Origin of the sequence: Paenibacillus terrae HPL-003 (assembly GCF_000235585.1) — a bacterium.
GTDB lineage: Bacteria > Bacillota > Bacilli > Paenibacillales > Paenibacillaceae > Paenibacillus > Paenibacillus terrae_B.
Map to the genome: position 1 here is coordinate 4055986 of NC_016641.1, position 20394 is coordinate 4076379.

Sequence of the window (20394 nt, forward strand, 5' to 3'; positions counted from 1 at the left end):
ACGGTTATATAGCGGTTCTCCTGAGGGAGAGCCTTTTTTTGTGTGCAAAAATTTCTCTTATGAAGAAAATTTAGGTTGACAAAATATTACATGCTTCAACATAATGATATAGTACTAAAGTTTGTATAAAAATAAAAAGGGGTTCTAAATAACTAATGAAAACGGGGATAACGCGTTATTTGTGTGCTGCTGCAGAACTAGATCGAAATTTTCGACAAAAGGTGTTAGAACAAATCGTTTATAATCGTTACTGCTTTGTAGCTCCTAGCTATGGAGCAGATATTGCTAAAGTTGCTGTTCAATGTATGCAGGCAAAAAAACGAGACTTTTTTATGGATTGCGCTTTATTATTTCTTTTAGGATGGTTTGTTACGGCGATTTTTACAGATTTATTGATTTCTTGGCCGTTATTTTTATCCTTTCTAGTTAACATTGGATTTAGAATATATCCTTACTGGTATGTAACAAACAAGCTTTCTTCAGAAAATATTTCAAGTGACAAAGCACCTGATCTCAAAGAGATAGGAAATGATTTTTCGAAAAAAATGGAGGAGATAAATCAGGAAGGAAACGTAATCTATTTCGGAGGGGATTCACCATTTGTAGGAGCAGGTAATCGCTTATCAGGATGGTCTTTTTTGGCAGAAACAAAAATTGAAAACTCGGACGAATACATCAAACTTAACAACGCTGATCTGTATACATACATTGATAGCAAAATGAAAGAGCTAAATATTTCTCACATGGCTACTGCAAATGCTCTTTATGTAGATGGCAGTAAAATAAGGAATGATTCAAGGTTCCTGGAGAAAGAAATGAGTTCTCCTAAGAGAATGATTGATGCGAAATTTTTGCAAGAATACACTGAGCTAGAAGAAGAGCATGTTCGATTCTATAAATCGATTCAAATTACAGCTTGGGACGGAGATTTTGTGTTCAGCACATTTTTTAGAGTGCATTTTACACCACAAAATCTGTTTGTAGAAATGCAGAATTATCTGTTACCTCCTTTGAAAAAGGAATTTTATGCAATAGATAAGCATGGCTCTGATATTCCAGTACCTTTTATTATAAAGAGCATTCTATCTTCCATTATTCCAACATTTACAGGACTTTTTAAATCCATTGGTGGTGTTTTGCGTGGGTTTAATGAATTTGTAGCTCAATCTTATAAAAAAGAGATGACACGCACGGAAATTAAACACAATCAAATTTTTAACTATGGGGCTAGAAAGAGTATAAGAGAACTCGCAGCAGATCATAAGTTGCATAATTTCTTTCAGGAATCGGATGTGGATATGTATAGAAAAAGAATAGAGAAAAGGCTTTTACAAAGTATTCTCGAGTATCTTGAAGAAGTTAATGTGGATACAAGAGAGTTTAAAGCACGAGAGAATGTGATTGTAAATAATGGAGTCATGGTTACAGGTGGAGAGATTAACAACTCTCAAATAACAGGTAAGGGAAATTTCAAAAATAAACTTGCAAAAGTAGCAGAACAAATAACAAATTAAACCTCGAAGGAAGTGTAGGTTATGAAATTCGGGTCCATAGTTAACAATGGGGTCATGATTACAGGTGGAACTGTGAAAAATAGCAGTGTTGTTGGGCAACAAATATCCGCGTCAGTACAATCATCAGAACAGAATTCAAAGCAGGATAAAAAATATGATGTTGGCCTGTCATTCGCAAATGAAGATCGTGCTTTTGTAGAAATGGTGCTTCATCATATTAAGAAAACTGAAATGCGCTATTTTTATGACAAGGATGAGGTAGCCCAAATTTGGGGAAATGACTTGTACAGATATCTAACCGATGTATATGTTAATCAGTGCAAATATACAGTTGTATTTCATTCAGCCTATTATACAAAGAAGAAGTGGACCCAAGTAGAATGGGGTGGCATACGAACAAAGCAACTTTTGGAGCAGAAGGACAGCTTACTGTTGGTATTACTTGATGATTCAGATATCAGTGAAATTACGGACCAATGGTCATATCTGGATGGTAGGGATTATAGTCCAAAGGAAATTGCGGACATAATTTCGGGAAAAATATCTATGGATTGAAAATTCTATTGAGGAGTAACAAATATGGAGCAGAAAACTTGTTTTGTTGTTATGGGATACGGTATAAAAACCGATTATTCGACTGGCCGAAACCTTGATTTAGATAAAACATATCGGAATATAGTTAAACCTGCAGTACTGGAAGCAGGTCTTAAGTGCATACGTGCAGATGACATAAAACATTCAGGTCTGATTGATGTTCCTATGTATCAGTACTTATTGACAGCAGATATAGTTATAGCAGATTTATCTACTTATAATCCCAATGCTTTTTATGAATTAGGAATTAGACATGCTTTGAGACCTCATACAACTATTGCGATTGCAGAAAAGAGTTTAAAGAACCCATTCGATTTAAATCATATAGTTATTCGTCCATATGAGCATTTAGGTGTAGGTATTGATCACGAGGAAGTGTTAAGATTTCGTAAGGAGCTCAAGGAGAGCATACAGGAGATTTTGAGAAACCCTAATGTGGATAGTCCGGTATACACTTACTTGCAAGGTTTAAAACCACCATTTTTAAAAGAAGCAGCAGAGATAGAAAATGTGTCTGATATAAAACAATCGTTGAGTTCTATTTTGGAAGTTGCTCAGAAAGAAATGAACCAAAAAAACTTTATTGCTGCAAAGAGTTTATTTCAAGCAGCTTTAGATATTGATCCTAACAGTGTATTTATTAAACAAAAGGTCGCTTTAGCAACTTATAAGGAGGAAAAGCCTAATTCACTTTCTTCCTTGTATGAAGCTTATGATATGCTGCAAACTTTAGATCCTGATGTTACCACAGATCCCGAAACCCTAGGACTACTCGGAGCTGTTAGCAAAAGATTATGGGAAACGACAGAAGATAAAATATGGTTAGATAAATCAATATTTTTTTACGAGAAGGGTTTCTATATTAAGAATGATTACTACAATGGAATAAACTTCGCTTTTCTGCTAAACATGAGAGGAAATATTAGTGACAAGAACAATGCTATTGCAGATTACGTATTAGCAACCAGAACACGTTTAAAAGTAATTTTAATATGTGAGGCACTTATGAAGAATAATTTTGAAAACAGAGGTGACAAGTACTGGATTCTTGCCACTTTGGAAGAGGCTTATTTTGGTATTGGTGAATTAGAAAAGTACGATGAGCTAAAAGAACGTGCACAATCTATGTTACCTGGTAAATGGGAGAGACAGAGTACCGAGGAGCAGTTGGATAAACTAACGGTATTATTACAAAATTCACCTTTATTGGAATCTTCTGAACATTAGAATATTTAAAAAGAAGCTTCTTAAAAATATACAGATGAATCTTCTAGTGGTTTAATATTACTTGGGAACCATAAGGATGGAGGACAATAATGGGATTACCTAGAACGTTTGTTGGATTCAGCAGTACAGATATACGCTACTATCGTTTAATGCAAGCTTGGAAAAATAATGAAAATATTGATTTTAATTTCACTGACTGTCAATTAACAACTGAGGTCAACTCAACTGCAGAGTCTTATATAAAAAAACGTTGCAGAGAGCGCATTAATATGGCTGGCTACTATGTTATGCTTATTGGTGAAGATACATGTTATAAGCATAAATATGTAAAATGGGAGGCTGAGGTTGCTATAGAGAAAAAGTGTACAATCATAGGTGTAAATCTAAATAAATCAAAGGAATTTGACTCAGTACGTACTCCCGATGTTATTAAAAATATTGGTGCATTATTTGTGCCATATAATCCTACATCAATTAAGAGTGCTCTTGAAAATTACGAAATGAAGCATTCGGGGAATTACATTATTCAATAATTTGGATATTTTCGGATATAACTCATCTCCTTAATTATTATGTTTGTTTCATAGCTTTAGTTTATTGCAAAAGTCACTTTTGCAAATATAACTTTATTAGAAAAGATCGCAGCTGGAGAGCATCAAGCATCTCTTCCAGACTGCGATCTTTTGGTTTCTGTATGAGGTAGAATCTCATTCATAAATAAAGTCGATTGTACCTTGTTGGTCATGCCCTGTGATTATTGCGCACCCTCGGTAACGGCGATTTCTTTCTCCAGATTTTCTCTGGACAGGTTGGCGGTCAAATAATCCGGTGTATCGGGCAGGACGAGGTGCAGATTGGATTTTTGACAAACACGGATTGTGCACTTGTCGACAACAAAATCAAAGACATGGCCGCCTCCGGTACGTTCGTCGTTAATAAAGTGCAAATGGAACCCAGCCACTCCAATTCCTTGAGCATATGCAGGTGTCCAAAACCCAGTAATCACGCCGGAAGCCTCGTTAAAAGAGAAGGTGGGCTGTGATTTGGTCGCTTCGATAAAAGGTTTGTAAGGTTTCACTTGGTGAGGCACGGTGCGTGTCTTCACTTCACGGAAAGTGCCATCCATACGGAAGGCGTAGAACAGATTACGACTTGGAAACAGCTTTAGCAGCAGGGCTTCCAACTCTTCACGATGCATGGGATGGTCAATAGTATATGTGAAATCTTCACGGAAAAAGGTGACAGTGGAAAAGGGAGTTGTCTCTTCCGGTTTTACACGATGGGCCGTACCGTCTGGAAGCAGGTGATAAAATTCGCCATCAAACGCAATCATCTCACCATTCAGTTGATCAAAGGTACCGAGCCCAAAATCCCCGTGCTTTTGCAGTTCCTTGAAGGCAACGACTCCGTCATACAGACCATCCAATAAAGCGAGCATGGTGGACGTTTGGTAAATATCATGATCAGTTTCTTGCTTTTTTTCCAGTTCTGCAACGGTCATGGCAATACACTTCCTTTTGTAATTAGATGCATTTATTTTCTTTCTTTTTCATAAAAAACGTTAAACTCCATTCATTGTTACGAAGTCGTCACGTTTGGGCAAATGTGAAGTCAGTTTAACTGATTGGGCAGCAGTTTACGTCCCAATTGGATATTATCCTGATAATCAATCGGAATATCGACGACCACGGGGCCATCGGTATGTAGTGCCTGTTGCAATACGCTTTCCAGTTCTTCAGGGGAATGTACACGCAATCCGGTTGCCCCGAAGCTCTCGGCATATTTCACGACATCCACATCTCCGAATTCTACGCCGGATGTTCTGCCATATTTAATCTGTTGTTGAAAAGCGACCATGTCGTAGGTGCCGTCTCTCCATACGATGTGAACAAGTGGGGAGTTGAGACGTACGGCGGTTTCAAGCTCCATGGATGAGAAAAGAAATCCTCCGTCGCCGGAAATGGAAACGACTTTCTGACCGGGATTGACGAGAGTGGCAGCAATGCCCCAGGGAAGAGCTACACCCAGCGTCTGCATCCCGTTACTGAATAGAAGACGCCGCGGCTCATAGGAGCGGAAATACCGGGCCATCCAAATGTAGTGGGAACCAACATCGCAGGTGACCGTGACATTATCATCAATCAGGCTGCGCAGAGTACGAATGAATTGTAATGGATGAATCAGATAGTCGTGCTTGCGGACAGGGACGGCAGCTTGCTCGTTTAAATCGTGGCGGAGACGGTTCAGTTGGGCGCATGAGGTTTCAGACAGCTTTAATGTAGGCAATTCTTCTGCGAGACTACGCACGATCAGAGCTATATTACCAATCAGCTCGTAATCCGGTTGATAATCATGGTCGATATCCGCTTGATGGTCATCAAGATGAATGAGGGTTCGGTTTGCAGGAATGTTCCAGTTTTTCGGATCGTATTCAATGGGGTCATAGCCAATGGTCAGCACCAGATCTGCGGCTCCAAGGAGCATGTCACCCGGCTGATTGTGGAACAAGCCCACTCGGCCAAAATAATGGTCCTCCAGTTCGCGGGAAATGGCTCCGGCAGCCTGGAAGGTTTCAACGACAGGTAGATCCGTGTTCTGAATGAGTGCGCGGATGGCTGCTGTAGCTTCGGGAGTGCTGGCTTTCATACCGAGTAAAAGAACAGGTAACTTGGCTTGGCTGATTTGGCCCGCTACTTGTTTGATAAGTCCGGCTGGTGCGGTTCCAAGCTGTGGAAGGGAAAGCTTCTCAATGGCGGTTACTTCGGATGACGAAGTCAACACGTCCTGCGGTAGACTGACAAAGGTTGCTCCAGGCTGTGCTGAGGTCGCAATCCGAAATGCGTTGGTAATGGCTTCCGGCACACTATCGGGATGCTCCACTTCCACACTGTATTTGGTGATAGGCTCGAATAACCCGGCGTTATCCATAGATTGGTGGGTGCGCTTCAAACGTTCGGATCTTGGGACTGCACCAGCGAGAGCGACGACGGGATCACTTTCCGCATTTGCGGTGACAAGTCCTGTAGCCAAATTCGACGCACCGGGGCCGGAGGTAACGAGACATACGCCCGGTTTACCAGTTAGGCGACCGACGGCGGCAGCCATAAATGCGGCATTTTGCTCGTGACGGCATACGATCAGCTCAGGGCCGCGTTCTTGAAGGACATCAAAAACCGAGTCAATCTTGGCACCTGGAATGCCAAAAATGTGTGTTACCCCTTGTTTAATCAAGCAATCTACAACGAGGTCAGCTCCTTTTGTACCGGTTTTAGCATGGATAGCTTGCACTTTTGTGCTCAACGCGATCACCTCTTCTTTGGATATGATAATGAATTACTTTCAATGTAAAACATTGGTTGTATATGACAATTATAATACAGAAACTGGTATTTTCAAGAGAAACATTTTCTGAAAAAGAGCGAAAATTTATAAAAACGTTTTCAAAGAGCGGTTTAAGAGGGAAAAATAGAAAGTGCGGAGATTTGGAAATAAAGAATTTTCAAACCATGTCCATGCCCAAAATAGGTGAGGGTTATTTTATTGAAAAGGACAAGATGAAGGCCGATCAACTCGTTCGGAACACGAGCCTGTGCAAGCCGGACTATAGTCTGAAATAAAGTTGGACGGAGGGAATAGATCTGCCGAAGTTGAGGCGGGGCTGTTTTTTTGTTCCTTCTCATGATAAAAATCACTTTCCTCTGCAAAGGATAGCGGTTACAATATAATTGTTGTTAACGTAAACATTAAATTTAAGGAGAAGTAATCAAGGGTGATTCGACATGCAGGTATCATATTATAGCGGTATCATCTGATATAACAGGTAACCTACTATGCGTTATAGAATGCTATTACTGGATAGCAGAAAGATCGAATCCATTTTTGTTCACGTTAACAATTATTCGGAAACATGATTATAGAAGGGACGAATGAGCCATGACCAAAGCATTTTTAAACGACAACTTTTTGTTGAGCAATCCGACCGCTGAAATTTTGTATCATCAGTATGCCAAGGATCTGCCGATTATCGACTATCATTGTCATTTAAGTCCACAGGAAATTTACGAAAATAAAACGTTCAAAAACATTACAGAAGCATGGCTGTACGGAGATCATTACAAGTGGAGACTCATGCGGGCCAATGGAGTTGAGGAACGCCTGATTACCGGAGATGCGGAAGACTATGACAAATTTTTGGCTTGGGCCAAAACCGTACCTACACTGATCGGCAACCCGCTGTATCATTGGACGCATTTGGAGCTTCAGCGCTTTTTTGGTGTCCATGAGCTGCTAAATGAACAGAATGCGCCTGTGATTTGGGAAAAGGTGAACCAAAAGCTGCAAGGAAAGGGCTTTGGGGCACGTGATCTGATTGTGAATTCAAAGGTAACTGTTGTGTGCACTACCGATGATCCGACGGACCATCTCGAATATCATAAGCAAATCAGCAAGCTGACCGATTTTCCGGTGGTTGTACTGCCAAGCTTCCGCCCGGACAAAGCGCTGGAGATTAACCGTGAGACATTCCAGCCTTGGGTAGCTCGATTGGGTGAAGTGAGCGGACTGGATGTTTCTGGTCTGGAAGGATTTTTGAACGCGCTGGCGAGCCGGGTGCGTCACTTCCATGCTGTCGGAGGACGGGTGTCCGATCATGCGCTGGATACAGTCGTTTATGAAGAAACCACACGTGAGGAAGCGGCAGCGATATACAGCAAGGCGCTGGAGGAAGGCAATGTAACTCCATTAGAAGAGGCGAAATACAAATCGTACGTTCTGGTATTCCTAGGGAAACAGTATGCAGAGCATGGCTGGGCTATGCAGTACCATATTCACGCGCTGCGTAACAATAACACTGCCATGTTCCGTCGCTTGGGACCAGATACCGGCTATGATGCGGTTAATGACGGCTCCATCGCTCGTCCGCTGGCGGCATTGCTGGACGCACAGGAGCTGGCAGGTGGTCTGCCGCGAACCATTTTGTATTCGCTCAACTCAGTTGATTATCCGGTGCTGGCAAGTCTTGCAGGCTGCTTCCAGTCTGGTGGAACAGCAGGCAAAATCCAGTTTGGCACTGCATGGTGGTATAACGACCATATCGAAGGTATGCTGGAGCAAATGAAGCTGCTCGCAAACTACGGTGTGCTATCCCGCTTCATTGGTATGCTGACGGATTCCCGCAGCTTCCTATCCTACACACGGCACGAATACTTCCGTCGGATACTTTGTGATCTGATCGGAACGTGGGTACAAGAAGGCAAGGCGCCTGAGGATCTGGAGCTGCTTGGAGAGATGGTACAAAATATTAGCTACAACAATGCCAAGCAATATTTTAATTTTCCGACGGTTGTTCACAGCAATTGATGATATACAGGATGAACTTGTAAATTCACATTTCAATAGATGCCCTTGCCTGGAGTATTTTCAAGCGCCGGGTAAGGGGGAGTGAAAACGGAATACGTATTCATTAATAATGTGAAAATAATCACAAAAATAGAGGAGTGATCAGGGTATGGGAGTGCCTATCGTTCAGGAGAGCGTCCAAACTGACAACAAGACAGGTGAGCATATCAGCCTGAAAGAAAAGATTTCTTACGGTATGGGTGACTTTGGAAACGGATTCATGTTTGATTTGGGGCAGTTGTACCTGTTGAAATTTTTTACGGATGTAGCAGGCGTTTCAGCGGGAGCAGCCGCAGGTATTTTTCTGGTCAGCAAGCTGTTTGCTGCCATCTGCGATCCTATTGTCGGGTCCTTTGTCGACTATCGCAAGCATATTGGTCCACGCGGGAAATTCAGACCCTTTCTTATCGTTGGAAGCGTTCTCCTTGCTATTCTTACGGTTCTTACATTTATTTCACCGAACATCTCACCAACGGGCAAACTTATTTATGCCTATGCGTCCTATATGATCTGGGGGATTGGATATTCCATTGTGAATATTCCGTATGGTTCACTGGGGGCGGCTATTACGCAGGATACCATTCAGCGTGCTTCATTATCTTCCTTCCGTCAGGCAGGCTCACTGGGCGCATTATTCGTAACCAGTGTCATCGTTATGCCGCTTATCTTGCTGTTCCCCAACCATCATGTGGGATATCCTGTTGTGATGGGAATCATGTCATTCATTGGTGTGATCGCTTTTATAATATGCTATCGGGGAACGAAGGAACGTATTGTTAGTCAATCGGGTCCAAAAGAAAAACTCTCTTTTGGCGTGATCGTGCACACCTTTACGACGAACAAGCCTCTGCTGGTGCTTGTTTTGATGACGATTTTTACCATATCCGCGTACAACATCAAGTCCGCACTGCTGATCTATTTTGCCGAATATAATTTGGGGCATGTAGAATTAATGGCTTATATGAATTTTATTATTATCGGTTCGTCGTTGCTGGGTGTGTTGTTCTTGCCCAAACTGGTGCGCCGCTTCGGTAAACGAAAAACAGCCATGCTTGGGATGCTGGTCAGTGTCATTGCCGACTCTATAAACTTCTTTATGCCATCAAATGTATATATTTTCACCATTCTGGCCAGTATTTCGTTCATTGGTATTAGTATTCCTAACGGGGTTACCTGGGCCTTTGTCTCCGATATCATTGACTACGGCGAATGGTCATCCGGGGAGCGGAAGGAAGGGATTACCTACTCGCTGTTTAATTTTTCACGCAAATTGGCTCAATCCTTATCCGGCTTTCTTTCCGGTATCGGGCTGGCGGTTATTGGGTATGTCCCGAATGTGGTTCAAACCTCTGGAACGCTGCTCGGAATCAAGGCGCTGCTGTGTCTCTATCCTGCTGTTGCCCTGCTCATTGCCATGCTGGTAATCGGTAAAATGTACAAGCTGACAGACAGCAGACATGCAGAAATGGTTCAAGAGCTACAGCAGCGACATGCTGATAACCGCGTATAATTTGTGAAAGTCTTCTTTTCCGGGCGGCTCCTGTGGTATGGTGGGTATATAATTTTTTAGAGCCTCAGTAAAGAAAGGATACGTATATGGCAGCTACCATTAAAGACATTGCCAAATTGGCGAATGTTTCCCATACGACCGTCTCCCGGGCGCTCAACAACAGCCCATTGATCAAAGAAGATACCAAACGCAAAATTATGGAGCTGGCGGAGCAACTCAATTACATTCCGAATTTTAACGCCAAAAGCCTTGTCCTCCAGCGCTCGCATACGATTGGCTTGTTTTTCACCAGTATTTCAGAAGGCACCAGCTCCAGCTTTTTTGCGGACACCATCCGTGGAGTTAATCATGTCATTGGGGTGGATTACAATCTGTTTGTGGGAGGGATTGACGATTACGCCGATTTTTCGGCCATTCACCACAAACGTTTTGATGGCATCATCCTGATGAGTCAGAGCGAGGCGGACAACCCGTTTATTTATCATGTGCTCGGTCAGGGCATTCCGCTCGTCGTGCTGAATCGGCAGGTGTTCGGGACAGGCATTGTGAATGTCATTTCTAACGATAAGGAAGGGTCCTATGCGGCAGTTTCCTTTCTCATTGAAAGCGGGCATGAACGCATCGCGATCATTGAAGGGGTAGAAGGCTTTAAATCCACCCAGCAACGGCGCGAGGGTTTCATGAATGCGCTGATTGACAGCGGCAAGCCAATTAGGCACGAATATATCATGCATGGCCATTATGACACGGAAAGTGGCAGCCAAGCGATGAAGCAATTGCTTTCCTTGGAGGAACCACCGACGGCAGTGTTTTGCTCTAACGATGACATGGCCATCGGGGCGATGAACGCAGTATTCGAGCACGGCTTAAAAGTACCGGACGATGTCTCGGTCATTGGATTTGATGATATCGGCTTTTCGATGTATACGACCCCGCCGTTAACGACGGTCAAAAGACCGATTGAGCAGATTAGCGCGCGTGGAGCCGCATGTATTTTGGAACGGATCCAGTCACCGTCGGACGAGGGCGAGCTTATATTTATGGAAACTGCGCTCATGAAACGGAAGTCGACGGCAAACAGACAGCGTTAAGCTTTTTTGTTGGAAAAAGGAAAATCCAAAAGGGCAGGTTCAGTGCATGACGCGCTGTTCCTGCCCTTTTTTATTAAATATGTGCGAGTGTGGCGGCTTTTATCGCAAAAGATTTGTTTTCGCCAGTTCAACAATTTCGTCACCGCGCCCGTTCAGCACAGCTTTCATCATCCACAGCGTAAAACCTCCAGCTTGTTTGAGATTAATCTTGGGCGGCATGGATAGCTCCTGACGATTGACCACTACATCCACTACTACAGGGCCATCATGAGCCAATGCCTGTTGAATTGCGTCCTCCAGCATCGCCGGATCTTCGACTCGAATTCCCTTGAGACCCATGGCTTCCGCCACAGCGCCAAAATCAGGATTCACCAGCTCGGTGCCGTTTTCCAGAAAACCGGCTGCTTTCATTTCCAGCTCGACAAAACCGAGGGCACCGTTATTGAAAACAATGACTTTTACAGGTAACTGATGCTGTTTCAGGGTAAGCAGATCGCCCATCAGCATCGTCAGTCCGCCATCACCAGAAAGAGCAATAACCTGGCGGTCAGGCTCAGTGGCTTGTGCCCCAATTGCTTGCGGCAATGCACTTGCCATCGTTCCGTGATTGAAGGAGCCGATAAGTCGGCGTTGGCCGTTCATTTGCAAATAACGTGCTGCCCATACCGTAGGAGTACCAACATCACAGGTGAAAATGGCATTTTCATGTGCGGCGTCACTGACGACCTTGGTGAGATATTGCGGATGGATCGGTGGTTGACCCGGTTTACCAACCGCCAGTTCATCCAACTCCTGACGCACCTTGGTATAGTGGGAGACGATTTTTTCCAAATGCTTGGAATCATGCTCTGTCGTTAAATGAGGAAGCAGCATTTCCAACGTTGCTTTTACATCCCCGCACAGCCCATACGTTAAAGGAGTGCGTCTGCCAAGGTGGGCAGGCTCAATATCCACTTGCAGCACAACTGCATTTTCGGGATAAAACTGTCTGTAAGGAAAGTCTGTTCCGAGCATCAGCAGGACGTCACAATCCATCATCGCATGGTATCCGGAAGAATACCCGATCAGCCCTGTTAAGCCTGCATAATAAGGATTGTTATACTCCAGATATTCCTTGCCCCGAAGGGCAGCAACCATAGGAGATTTCAGCTTGTCGCACAGTTGCATGAGCAATTCGTGGGATTTCGCACAGCCGGAGCCGCATAACAAAGTGATTCGTTTGCCTTTATTCAGGTACTCGGCCAGCCGGGAAATTTCCAAAGCTGACGGATGCACCACAGGTGCAGTGGGATGATAAGCATGTTCGGGAATAGGCGCCTTTTCCGCTGCTAAAGCTGCCACATCACCGGGAAGAACAATGACGGAGACACCTGAACGTGAAACCGCCTGTTGTATAGCCATCGTAACGGTTCTTGGAATTTGTCGTGGAGTCGTAATGACCTCACAGAAGTGGCTGCATTCCCCGAAAAGATGCTCGGGATGCGTAGCCTGGAAATATTCGCTTCCAATTTCGTCGCTTGGAATGTGGGCCGCAATAGCAAGTACAGGTACCCGATTGCGGTGACAATCATATAATCCGTTAATAAGATGCAGATTTCCGGGACCACTGCTGCCAGCGCACACTGCAATGCTGCCGCTAAGATCAGCATCTGCCCCGGCTGCAAAGGCAGCCACTTCTTCGTGCCGCACATGAATCCATTCAATTTGACCGTCTCTGCGAATGGAATCGACCATATTATTTAAAGAATCTCCAACGATACCATAAATTCGCTTGACCCCTGCATTGACTAAAACCTCTACAATAGAATCTGCAATTGTCTTCATAGATGTTCCTCCTGCCTAGTAAGTAACGTTATCCTGCCCGAGCTGTCTTGCATCTATTCTCCTGAGTTGTATATAAAGAACAAATCCCGGGATAGGGTGATAGTTAGCCTTAACCGCCTTGTATCAGGTGCGAAACAGCAGGAAGATAGCCATAGATCCGAGAATGGATGCATAAGTTTATATGTTAACGTGTTCATATTATTGTCATTAATATTTTAAAAAACCAAAAATATTGAGAAAACTGTTTTGTTAACGTGTGCATTGTGATAAAATGTTGTTGAAATCATTAAGGTAATAATGGGAGGTTACTCCGGATGAAACAAGTAGATGAACTAGACCAACTAAACAGAAAAAGCTTCATTGTATCAAATCCTTTCCCTGAAAGGGTGCTGCAATTTGGGGAAGGCAATTTCCTGCGTGCTTTTGTAGATTGGCAATTCGATAAAATGAATAAGCAGGCAGAGTGGAATACAGGTGTCGTTATTGTGCAGCCACAGGCAGGAGGCATGGTGGAGAAACTGAGCGAGCAGGATGGCCTGTATACAGTTATTCTCGAAGGGATGAAGGATGGGCAGGCCGTGAAGGAGCATACCGTTGTGGAATGCGTCACCCGCGGGCTTAACCCGTACAGCTCAGATTGGTCAGAATATGAGGCGCTGTCCCAAAAACCGGAGCTGCGCTTTGTCGTATCGAACACGACGGAGGCAGGGATCGCTTATGTGCCAGAGGATCGGCTGGAAGATCGCCCGCAAAATAGCTTCCCGGGTAAACTGGCCGCTTTACTGTACAAGCGCTTTCAATTTTTTGGAGGCGATCAGAGTAAGGGACTGGTGATCATCCCATGCGAGCTGATCGACCGCAATGGAGATGCGCTCAAGGAAATTGTATTGAAATATGCAGATCAGTGGAAGCTTGGGGCTGAGTTTACATCCTGGCTGGAGGAAGCGAATACGTTCTGCAACAGCCTCGTGGATCGGATTGTGCCGGGTTATCCCAAGGACCGGATCACAGAGATTCAAGCAGAGTTGGGTTATAGGGACAGCCTGGTCGTTGTCGGTGAACAGTACCACCTGTGGGTCATCGAAGGACCACAATGGCTCAAGGAAGAATTACCTGCTCATCTGGCTGGACTGAACGTACTGATCGTCGATGATATGGCTCCATACCGTACACGCAAGGTGCGCATTTTGAACGGGGCACATACGGCGCTTACGCCTGTCGCTTATTTATATGGTTTGGATACGGTAGGGCAGGCGGTCGAGCATGATGTCGTGGGTGCTTTTATCCAGTCACTCATTCGAGAAGAAGTGATTCCAACGCTGGATTCGCCAGCAGCGGAATTGAATGTATACGCCGATGATGTCATTGAACGGTTTCATAATCCGTATGTGAGTCATTATGTCATGAGCATTGCACTGAATTCGATATCCAAGTTCAAGACACGTAATTTGCCTTCCCTGCTTCAATATGTGGAGCAACATAAGGCATTACCTGTCAAAACGGTATTTTCGCTGGCGTCTTTATTCGTATTTTACCGGGGAAAGAGAGACGGCGAACCGATTGCTTTGGCAGACGAAGCGGAAGTGTTGACCGCGTTTGGCGAGCTGTGGAGCGGATATGGTGGAACACTTGCCGGAGCGAAGCAATTAACGGCACAGATACTGGGCAAGCAGACCTGGTGGGGGCAAGATCTGAACCAGATTGCAGGATTGGCTGAACAGACGGCACAGCATGTGTATGAGATTACAAGCAGAGGAATGAAGGAGACGCTGGATTCTCTGAGCGGGAACAGCGTGCCCAGAGCATAAGCAAGGAGGAGACTGGAATGCTGGAATTCATTCAAATTCATGATCAAGATAACGTGGCTGTCGCTTTGCGTGATTACAAGCAGGGCGAGACACTGGTGTGGGGAACGCAAGGAGAACAGCGCGTGGTGCTGGCTGAGGATGTGGCGCGTGGGCATAAAATTGCATTGCAGGACATTCCTGAAGGCGGAAATGTGCTGAAATACGGATATCCGATCGGTCATGCCATTCAGCCCATTCAGGCAGGGCAGCATGTGCATACGCATAATACAAAGACGAATCTGACGGGCGTGGAGGAGTACACTTACAAGCCTAAGCCAGCGCCTCATTTATATGAACAGGAGAATCGTACGTTTCAGGGTTATCGACGAAAGGACGGCCGTGTGGGGATTCGCAATGAGTTGTGGATTGTGCCAACGGTCGGTTGTGTGAACGGGATTGCCGAACTTATTTTAAATCGTTTCAAGCAGGAAGCGGGCGATATTTCGCCTTTTGAAAATGCACTTGTGCTTAAGCACAACTACGGTTGTTCCCAGTTGGGAGACGACCATGCATATACGCGCACGATTTTGATTGATGCGGTCAAGCATTCCAATGCAGGTGGCGTGCTGGTTCTTGGCTTAGGCTGCGAGAACAATGAAATGAAGGAGTTTAAGGAAGCCATTGGGGAATATGACCCGGAACGGGTAAAGTTTTTGCTTTCCCAGGAAGTATCGGATGAAGTGGAGGAAGGAGTACGGTTGCTGCATGAAATTTATGCGGCCGTGCAGGAAGATCGGCGAGAGCCTGTACCTTTATCTGAACTGAATATCGGCTTGAAATGCGGCGGCTCTGACGGCCTGTCCGGGATTACGGCCAACCCGCTGCTCGGTCGGCTGTCGGATTATATGGCCGAGCAAGGCGGAACGACGGTACTCACTGAGGTACCGGAAATGTTCGGCGCGGAGACGATTCTCATGGAACGTGCTGCAGATGAGGAAGTATTCGGCAAAATCGTGCATCTGATTAACGATTTCAAGCAATATTTTCTGGATTACAAGCAGCCAGTATATGAAAATCCGTCACCGGGCAACAAAGCAGGGGGCATCACGACACTGGAGGATAAATCGCTGGGCTGTACGCAAAAATCCGGCTCTTCTACGGTCACCGATGTCATTCAGTACGGGGAGCGTCTCAAAACCAAGGGACTCAACCTGCTCAGCGCACCGGGGAACGATCTGGTTGCTTCTTCGGCGCTTGCGGCAGCGGGCTGCCAGCTCGTTATTTTCACAACTGGACGCGGTACGCCTTTTGGTTCCTTCGTTCCGACGATGAAGGTTTCGACCAACTCGCCGCTTTATAAGGCCAAACCCCATTGGATCGACTATAACGCCGGTTCACTGGTGGAGGATGTTAGTATGGAGGATGCGCTCCGCAGCTTTGTGGATTACATTGTCGATGTAGCCAGCGGAACCTGGGTGAACAACGAGAAGAACAATTTCAGAGAACTGGCTATTTTTAAAAACGGTGTTACGTTGTAAAGGATTACAACGAATGGGGAGACGGAAGAATTCCGTCTCCCTTTTGGTGTTTGTTTGCCTCTAAATAAATATGTTAGAATGACTGGGAAAACATATCTTTATGAATTTTTACGAGTACAGGGGGATATGCAGTGCACAATGAAATTGTTGCTTATCGGGAAGAAAATCATAATCAACTTGTAGATATTTGGGATCGGGCTGTACGTGAGACTCACACTTTTTTGACAGAAGAAGACATTCAATTTTACCATCATATTGTGCGAAATGGTGCGCTAAGAGAAGTTGAGATTTGGATGGAGTTGGACGAAACCCAAGATCCAATAGGGTTCATCGGATTGGACGGGGTTAAAATAGAGATGTTATTCGTTGACCCGAAGCGGCACGGACAGGGCACAGGCAGCCGATTAATCCAGCATGCTGAAAAAATAAAAGGTAAATGCCTCAAAGTGGACGTTAATGAGCAAAACGAACGTGCATACGTTTTCTACAAACATTATGGCTTTGTACAAACAGGGCGATCCGAACTGGATGGATCAGGGCGAGTATTTCCTTTACTTCATATGGAAAAGAACAAATGAACCATTGAAATTCACCAAATCCTTCAATCCCGTTTACCCCTGCGTAAATGGGATTTTTTCTCACAAAATACTTGCAGCAGGGTTGGTTTTATGATATAACTTAATTAAGTTATAATTACGTAATTAAGTATTTTTGTGAACGGTATTCAATAATTCTTTGGTTTGGTGAACTTTCTATTAATATGAAAAGTCGGATAAGGAGGTGGGGAGGGTGGATGATCTTGTTCACTCCGACATTACAGATTTAGACACACTTGTTAACATGATTAAGCTGTCATTTTCGTTTAACGACGGAGTCCATATGATTGCTTTATGTGATCATCTGTACGACCGTGCCAGCCAAAAATATCAGGAGTTACAGTTCTACAAAGCGCACAAGAAATCCGTACAACCCATACATACCAAACGTCCATTAGTGTATTACTATGGATACAGTCATCTGATGAAAGGAATGGCCTTCCAGAAACAGGGCAAATATGATGAAGCCCGAGATTGCATCGAAAAGTATGCAGAATTGGGCTGGTTTAATGGTCTTGATCCTTACGGGGAAGCGGAAGTCGAGTATTATCGCCATGCCGCCAAAGCTAATCTGTATGCTCTTGATATTTTGTCAGGCAGTTTCAAAGTGTTGCAGGAATACGTTCAATTCCTTCGGGACAATCCGGAAGAGCTGTTACCGGGGCTTCTTTCCATCGTGGAGGGGGCATCCAGGCACGACTATCCTTTAGACGTTGTGCTTGAACCCTTTGCTGAACAAATTGACGGTTTTAAATATCTTGAAGAGCCTGTAAATGTATCTTATTATTTTCGCTTCTGCTATCAACTGTCTCTTTACTACATCAAGCAGCAGCAGTTCACGGTTGCGCTGGACTATATTCTGCAATCCCTCATGCTGTCAGATACCCTGGGTATGGAACATGAGCATGAGTTTAGGAAGTGTACCGCCATTTTTGAGATTTTCAGATCCCAAGCTACGGCAACACAGCAAGACCAATATATAACTATTTTAAAAGGAGTGTTAAAGGATGAAAAAATTGATTTCACAGCCTCTGTCGCTCAGTCTGTTTAGTTTGCTGGTGTTTATTACAAGTCATGACCTCATTTCAGTGTTCTATCATGGGGCAAATCACTAATTGGACAGAAGGAAGTAGAAAAGAAGTTCTCCAGCAAGTGAGAGCATTTCATGTGAAAAGGTTTGTTAAATAGAAGCTCAAACAGCAAGCCCTCGTGATGGAAGGCTTGCTGTTTGGTATGGTTAAGTGGCATTTTATGCTGTTGTAGACCTATGCAGGGAACCCTGCTCTGACGGATGCAATGAAATTCTCTGTTGCTGGTAGGGTGGGAACGTTTCTTCCAAAAGGTACGGTGCGCTTTTTAATGCCACATCCAATGCCCGTAGAAAGGAACTGACGAACTGCTCTGGAGAAAAGTAAATGCTTTGCCCGATCATATGAATGTGAAGCTCATGATGATCCCGGTTGCTCACCGAAAGCAATAATCCCTTACCCTGAAAACCCGTTTCGAGCGCACGTACTTTCTTTATGCTTGAGAGCAGCATCTCTGTTTTCATCGCACGACCCTGTTCCTCCACAAATACGGAAATCAGACGTTTATCCGTCACAATCATAATCTGATTACCGCGAACTGTATGCGTGAGTTGGACAAAATCTTTATACACTCCATAGGTTTGCTCATTGGAAGAAATAATGCCCATACGAACAAAGTCAGCCAACTCGGCGGTATTAGGCTCCTGATGATTTTTAATCCGTTTCTTAATACTGAACTGAAGGGTCAGAATACTAAAGATGGCTATGACAAAAAGGACCAGCCCGCCGTTAAGTATGGTGAAATTCAGGACAATTAAAACTCCTAGAAAGCATTGTACCCAGGTGATATAACGCAACTTTTGTTGAACGGTACGACGATAGTAGCGGAAGCGTTTTCCCGGTTGATATTCCACAGAAAATTTCGTCATCCCGCGCATGACCATTAAGCCATAGATACATAAAATAGTAGCTCCAACTGTAATGAGGGTCATGAGCCACTCTTGAGCTGCTATGCCAATTAAGGCACACAGACCGCACAGGATGATCCCCGCCCAGCAGGCAACTCTTTTAATCCGTATCTGTTTTTGAATCGAACGAACTAATTCATCCATTCTTTAATCCTCCTGATCTAGATGTATAGGTAATGATTGGAATAACATATAGGCTTATCGTACCATTGGATAGTCTTTTTCGTAAATCAATAGATTGTAAAAAATGCTGCTACCGTTGGCTTTGATAATGCATAGCATTTTAATAAGGTGTTTCGTGAGCTGGAAGGGATGACGCCACAGCAGAAAACTTCACTGCCTTTTTACCCTTATCCTGATATAATGAAGATACGTATAACCATGGCCTTCAATCAGAGGTTTTTACACGAATCAGATGAATCGCCGGACGGAAGGGGAGAGCATGTGGTTATTTATGAAACGGACCAAGCTTATATGATGACGACGCAGCATGACCATGCCCATATTTCAGGTGAGTTGGCTTCACAGTGGGAAGAAAGTGCCTTTAAGAATCGACGGCATAAGCAGGATTTTGTATATGCAGCTCGAGAGCATGACCGGGGGTGGATTGAGTTGGACGCCGCTCCTTTCTGGAATGATCAGGTATCTGCACCCTATACATTTATTGATCTTCCACTCAGTCCACGTTTTGTGTTCTATCGTCTCGGGATTGATGAAGTCGAGCAAGTGAATTCCTATGCCGCGCTGCTGTGCAGCCTGATGTACAAGGAGCTGGTCGGACGGACCGAGCATAAGGATGCTCAGGACAAGCAAGTGACGCGTGCTTATCTGGAGGCAGAGGAACAGCGTCGGCACAGGCTCAAACAGGAGATGTCATTTGGTGTAACCTTTGACCATCAGGTGCGGACGGATGTACGCAGAATGTTGTTCTGCGACGAATTGAGTCTGTTTCTGTGCAGCCGGGAGCCGGGTACACCTGCCGCAGATTATGAATGGTTTGCTAACGGCTTAAGCTTTCCGGTGGTTCGCCATGATTGCGGGAGAGTCCGGGCTAAGTGGCTGTCGGATCAGGCTGTAGGCCTCTCCTATTTCCCTTTTACAGGCAAGGTGAGAATAACCCATACCTTCAAAAAAGTAGATAAAGAGCAAATTCGTACAGCAGGTCTTTTACAGGCCTACCGATCCTCCGAATGGACGCATCGAACCTTTACGGTCGAACATATAATGGAAGTAGAAGAACATCAGGAGAATGCCTGACCTTCTTCAAATACTGCTTCGAACGGGTATTTTGTTCGTGGACGCAGAGGAAGTCAGAGCAAA

Annotated in this window: 16 protein-coding genes; 12 read left to right on the forward strand and 4 right to left on the reverse strand. The window is 44.4% G+C overall.

The features are described 5' to 3' along the window. Positions 1-155: 155 nt before the first annotated feature. The 4 genes from HPL003_RS18540 (at position 156) to HPL003_RS18555 (ending at position 3868) form a co-directional block, all read left to right on the forward strand. The gene (locus HPL003_RS18540; protein ID WP_014281254.1) at positions 156-1514 is read left to right on the forward strand and encodes a hypothetical protein; all 1359 of its coding nucleotides are present in this window, start codon (positions 156-158) and stop codon (positions 1512-1514) included. A 21-nt stretch (positions 1515-1535) separates the two neighbouring features. Beyond that, positions 1536-2069 carry a TIR domain-containing protein gene (locus tag HPL003_RS18545; RefSeq protein WP_014281255.1) on the forward strand — a complete coding sequence of 178 codons (534 nt, stop codon included), beginning with the start codon at positions 1536-1538 and terminating at the stop codon, positions 2067-2069. Between the two features lie 24 nt (positions 2070-2093). After that, complete coding sequence (locus tag HPL003_RS18550) at positions 2094-3335, forward strand: TRAFs-binding domain-containing protein (protein ID WP_014281256.1); 1242 nt, start codon at positions 2094-2096, stop codon at positions 3333-3335. An 89-nt stretch (positions 3336-3424) separates the two neighbouring features. Continuing rightward, a complete protein-coding gene (locus HPL003_RS18555; RefSeq protein WP_014281257.1) occupies positions 3425-3868 on the forward strand; it encodes a TIR domain-containing protein in 444 nt (147 codons plus the stop codon). A gap of 221 nt (positions 3869-4089) precedes the next feature. On the opposite strand, the gene budA is transcribed toward HPL003_RS18555, so the two are convergent. Both budA and alsS read right to left on the reverse strand, forming a co-directional pair. Next, positions 4090-4836 carry an acetolactate decarboxylase gene (gene budA, locus HPL003_RS18560; RefSeq protein WP_014281258.1) on the reverse strand — a complete coding sequence of 249 codons (747 nt, stop codon included), beginning with the start codon at positions 4834-4836 and terminating at the stop codon, positions 4090-4092. A gap of 110 nt (positions 4837-4946) precedes the next feature. Beyond that, a complete protein-coding gene (alsS, locus tag HPL003_RS18565; RefSeq protein WP_193372616.1) occupies positions 4947-6644 on the reverse strand; it encodes an acetolactate synthase AlsS in 1698 nt (565 codons plus the stop codon). Between the two features lie 624 nt (positions 6645-7268). Between alsS and uxaC the strand changes: the two genes are divergently transcribed. The 3 genes from uxaC to HPL003_RS18585 all read left to right on the forward strand — a co-directional run bounded on the left by uxaC (position 7269) and on the right by HPL003_RS18585 (position 11333). Continuing rightward, a complete protein-coding gene (gene uxaC, locus HPL003_RS18575; protein WP_014281261.1) occupies positions 7269-8693 on the forward strand; it encodes a glucuronate isomerase in 1425 nt (474 codons plus the stop codon). A 148-nt stretch (positions 8694-8841) separates the two neighbouring features. Then, on the forward strand, positions 8842-10242 hold the full coding sequence (locus tag HPL003_RS18580; RefSeq protein WP_014281262.1) for an MFS transporter: 1401 nt from the start codon (positions 8842-8844) through the stop codon (positions 10240-10242). 86 nt (positions 10243-10328) lie between these two features. Then, complete coding sequence (locus tag HPL003_RS18585) at positions 10329-11333, forward strand: LacI family DNA-binding transcriptional regulator (RefSeq protein WP_014281263.1); 1005 nt, start codon at positions 10329-10331, stop codon at positions 11331-11333. A gap of 99 nt (positions 11334-11432) precedes the next feature. On the opposite strand, the gene poxB is transcribed toward HPL003_RS18585, so the two are convergent. Beyond that, positions 11433-13157 (reverse strand): ubiquinone-dependent pyruvate dehydrogenase, encoded by a 1725-nt coding sequence (gene poxB / locus HPL003_RS18590; protein WP_014281264.1) that lies wholly within the window; start codon positions 13155-13157, stop codon positions 11433-11435. Positions 13158-13471: 314 nt separating this feature from the next. Between poxB and HPL003_RS18595 the strand changes: the two genes are divergently transcribed. The 4 genes from HPL003_RS18595 (at position 13472) to HPL003_RS18610 (ending at position 18129) form a co-directional block, all read left to right on the forward strand. Next, positions 13472-14965 carry a tagaturonate reductase gene (locus HPL003_RS18595; protein WP_014281265.1) on the forward strand — a complete coding sequence of 498 codons (1494 nt, stop codon included), beginning with the start codon at positions 13472-13474 and terminating at the stop codon, positions 14963-14965. Positions 14966-14982: 17 nt separating this feature from the next. Further along, a complete protein-coding gene (locus HPL003_RS18600; protein WP_014281266.1) occupies positions 14983-16482 on the forward strand; it encodes a UxaA family hydrolase in 1500 nt (499 codons plus the stop codon). A gap of 131 nt (positions 16483-16613) precedes the next feature. After that, positions 16614-17060, forward strand: coding sequence for an acetyltransferase (locus HPL003_RS18605; protein ID WP_014281267.1), 447 nt, complete (start codon positions 16614-16616; stop codon positions 17058-17060). Positions 17061-17271: 211 nt separating this feature from the next. Beyond that, positions 17272-18129: a hypothetical protein gene (locus HPL003_RS18610; protein WP_014281268.1), complete on the forward strand. Its 858-nt coding sequence runs from the start codon at positions 17272-17274 to the stop codon at positions 18127-18129. A gap of 198 nt (positions 18130-18327) precedes the next feature. Here the strand turns inward: HPL003_RS18610 and HPL003_RS18615 are convergent, their stop codons facing one another. Beyond that, positions 18328-19218 carry a hypothetical protein gene (locus HPL003_RS18615; protein WP_014281269.1) on the reverse strand — a complete coding sequence of 297 codons (891 nt, stop codon included), beginning with the start codon at positions 19216-19218 and terminating at the stop codon, positions 18328-18330. 300 nt (positions 19219-19518) lie between these two features. On the opposite strand from HPL003_RS18615, the gene HPL003_RS18620 reads away from it, so the two are divergent. Next, positions 19519-20331: a DUF3891 family protein gene (locus tag HPL003_RS18620; protein ID WP_043922438.1), complete on the forward strand. Its 813-nt coding sequence runs from the start codon at positions 19519-19521 to the stop codon at positions 20329-20331. The last annotated feature ends 63 nt before the right edge of the window (positions 20332-20394 follow it).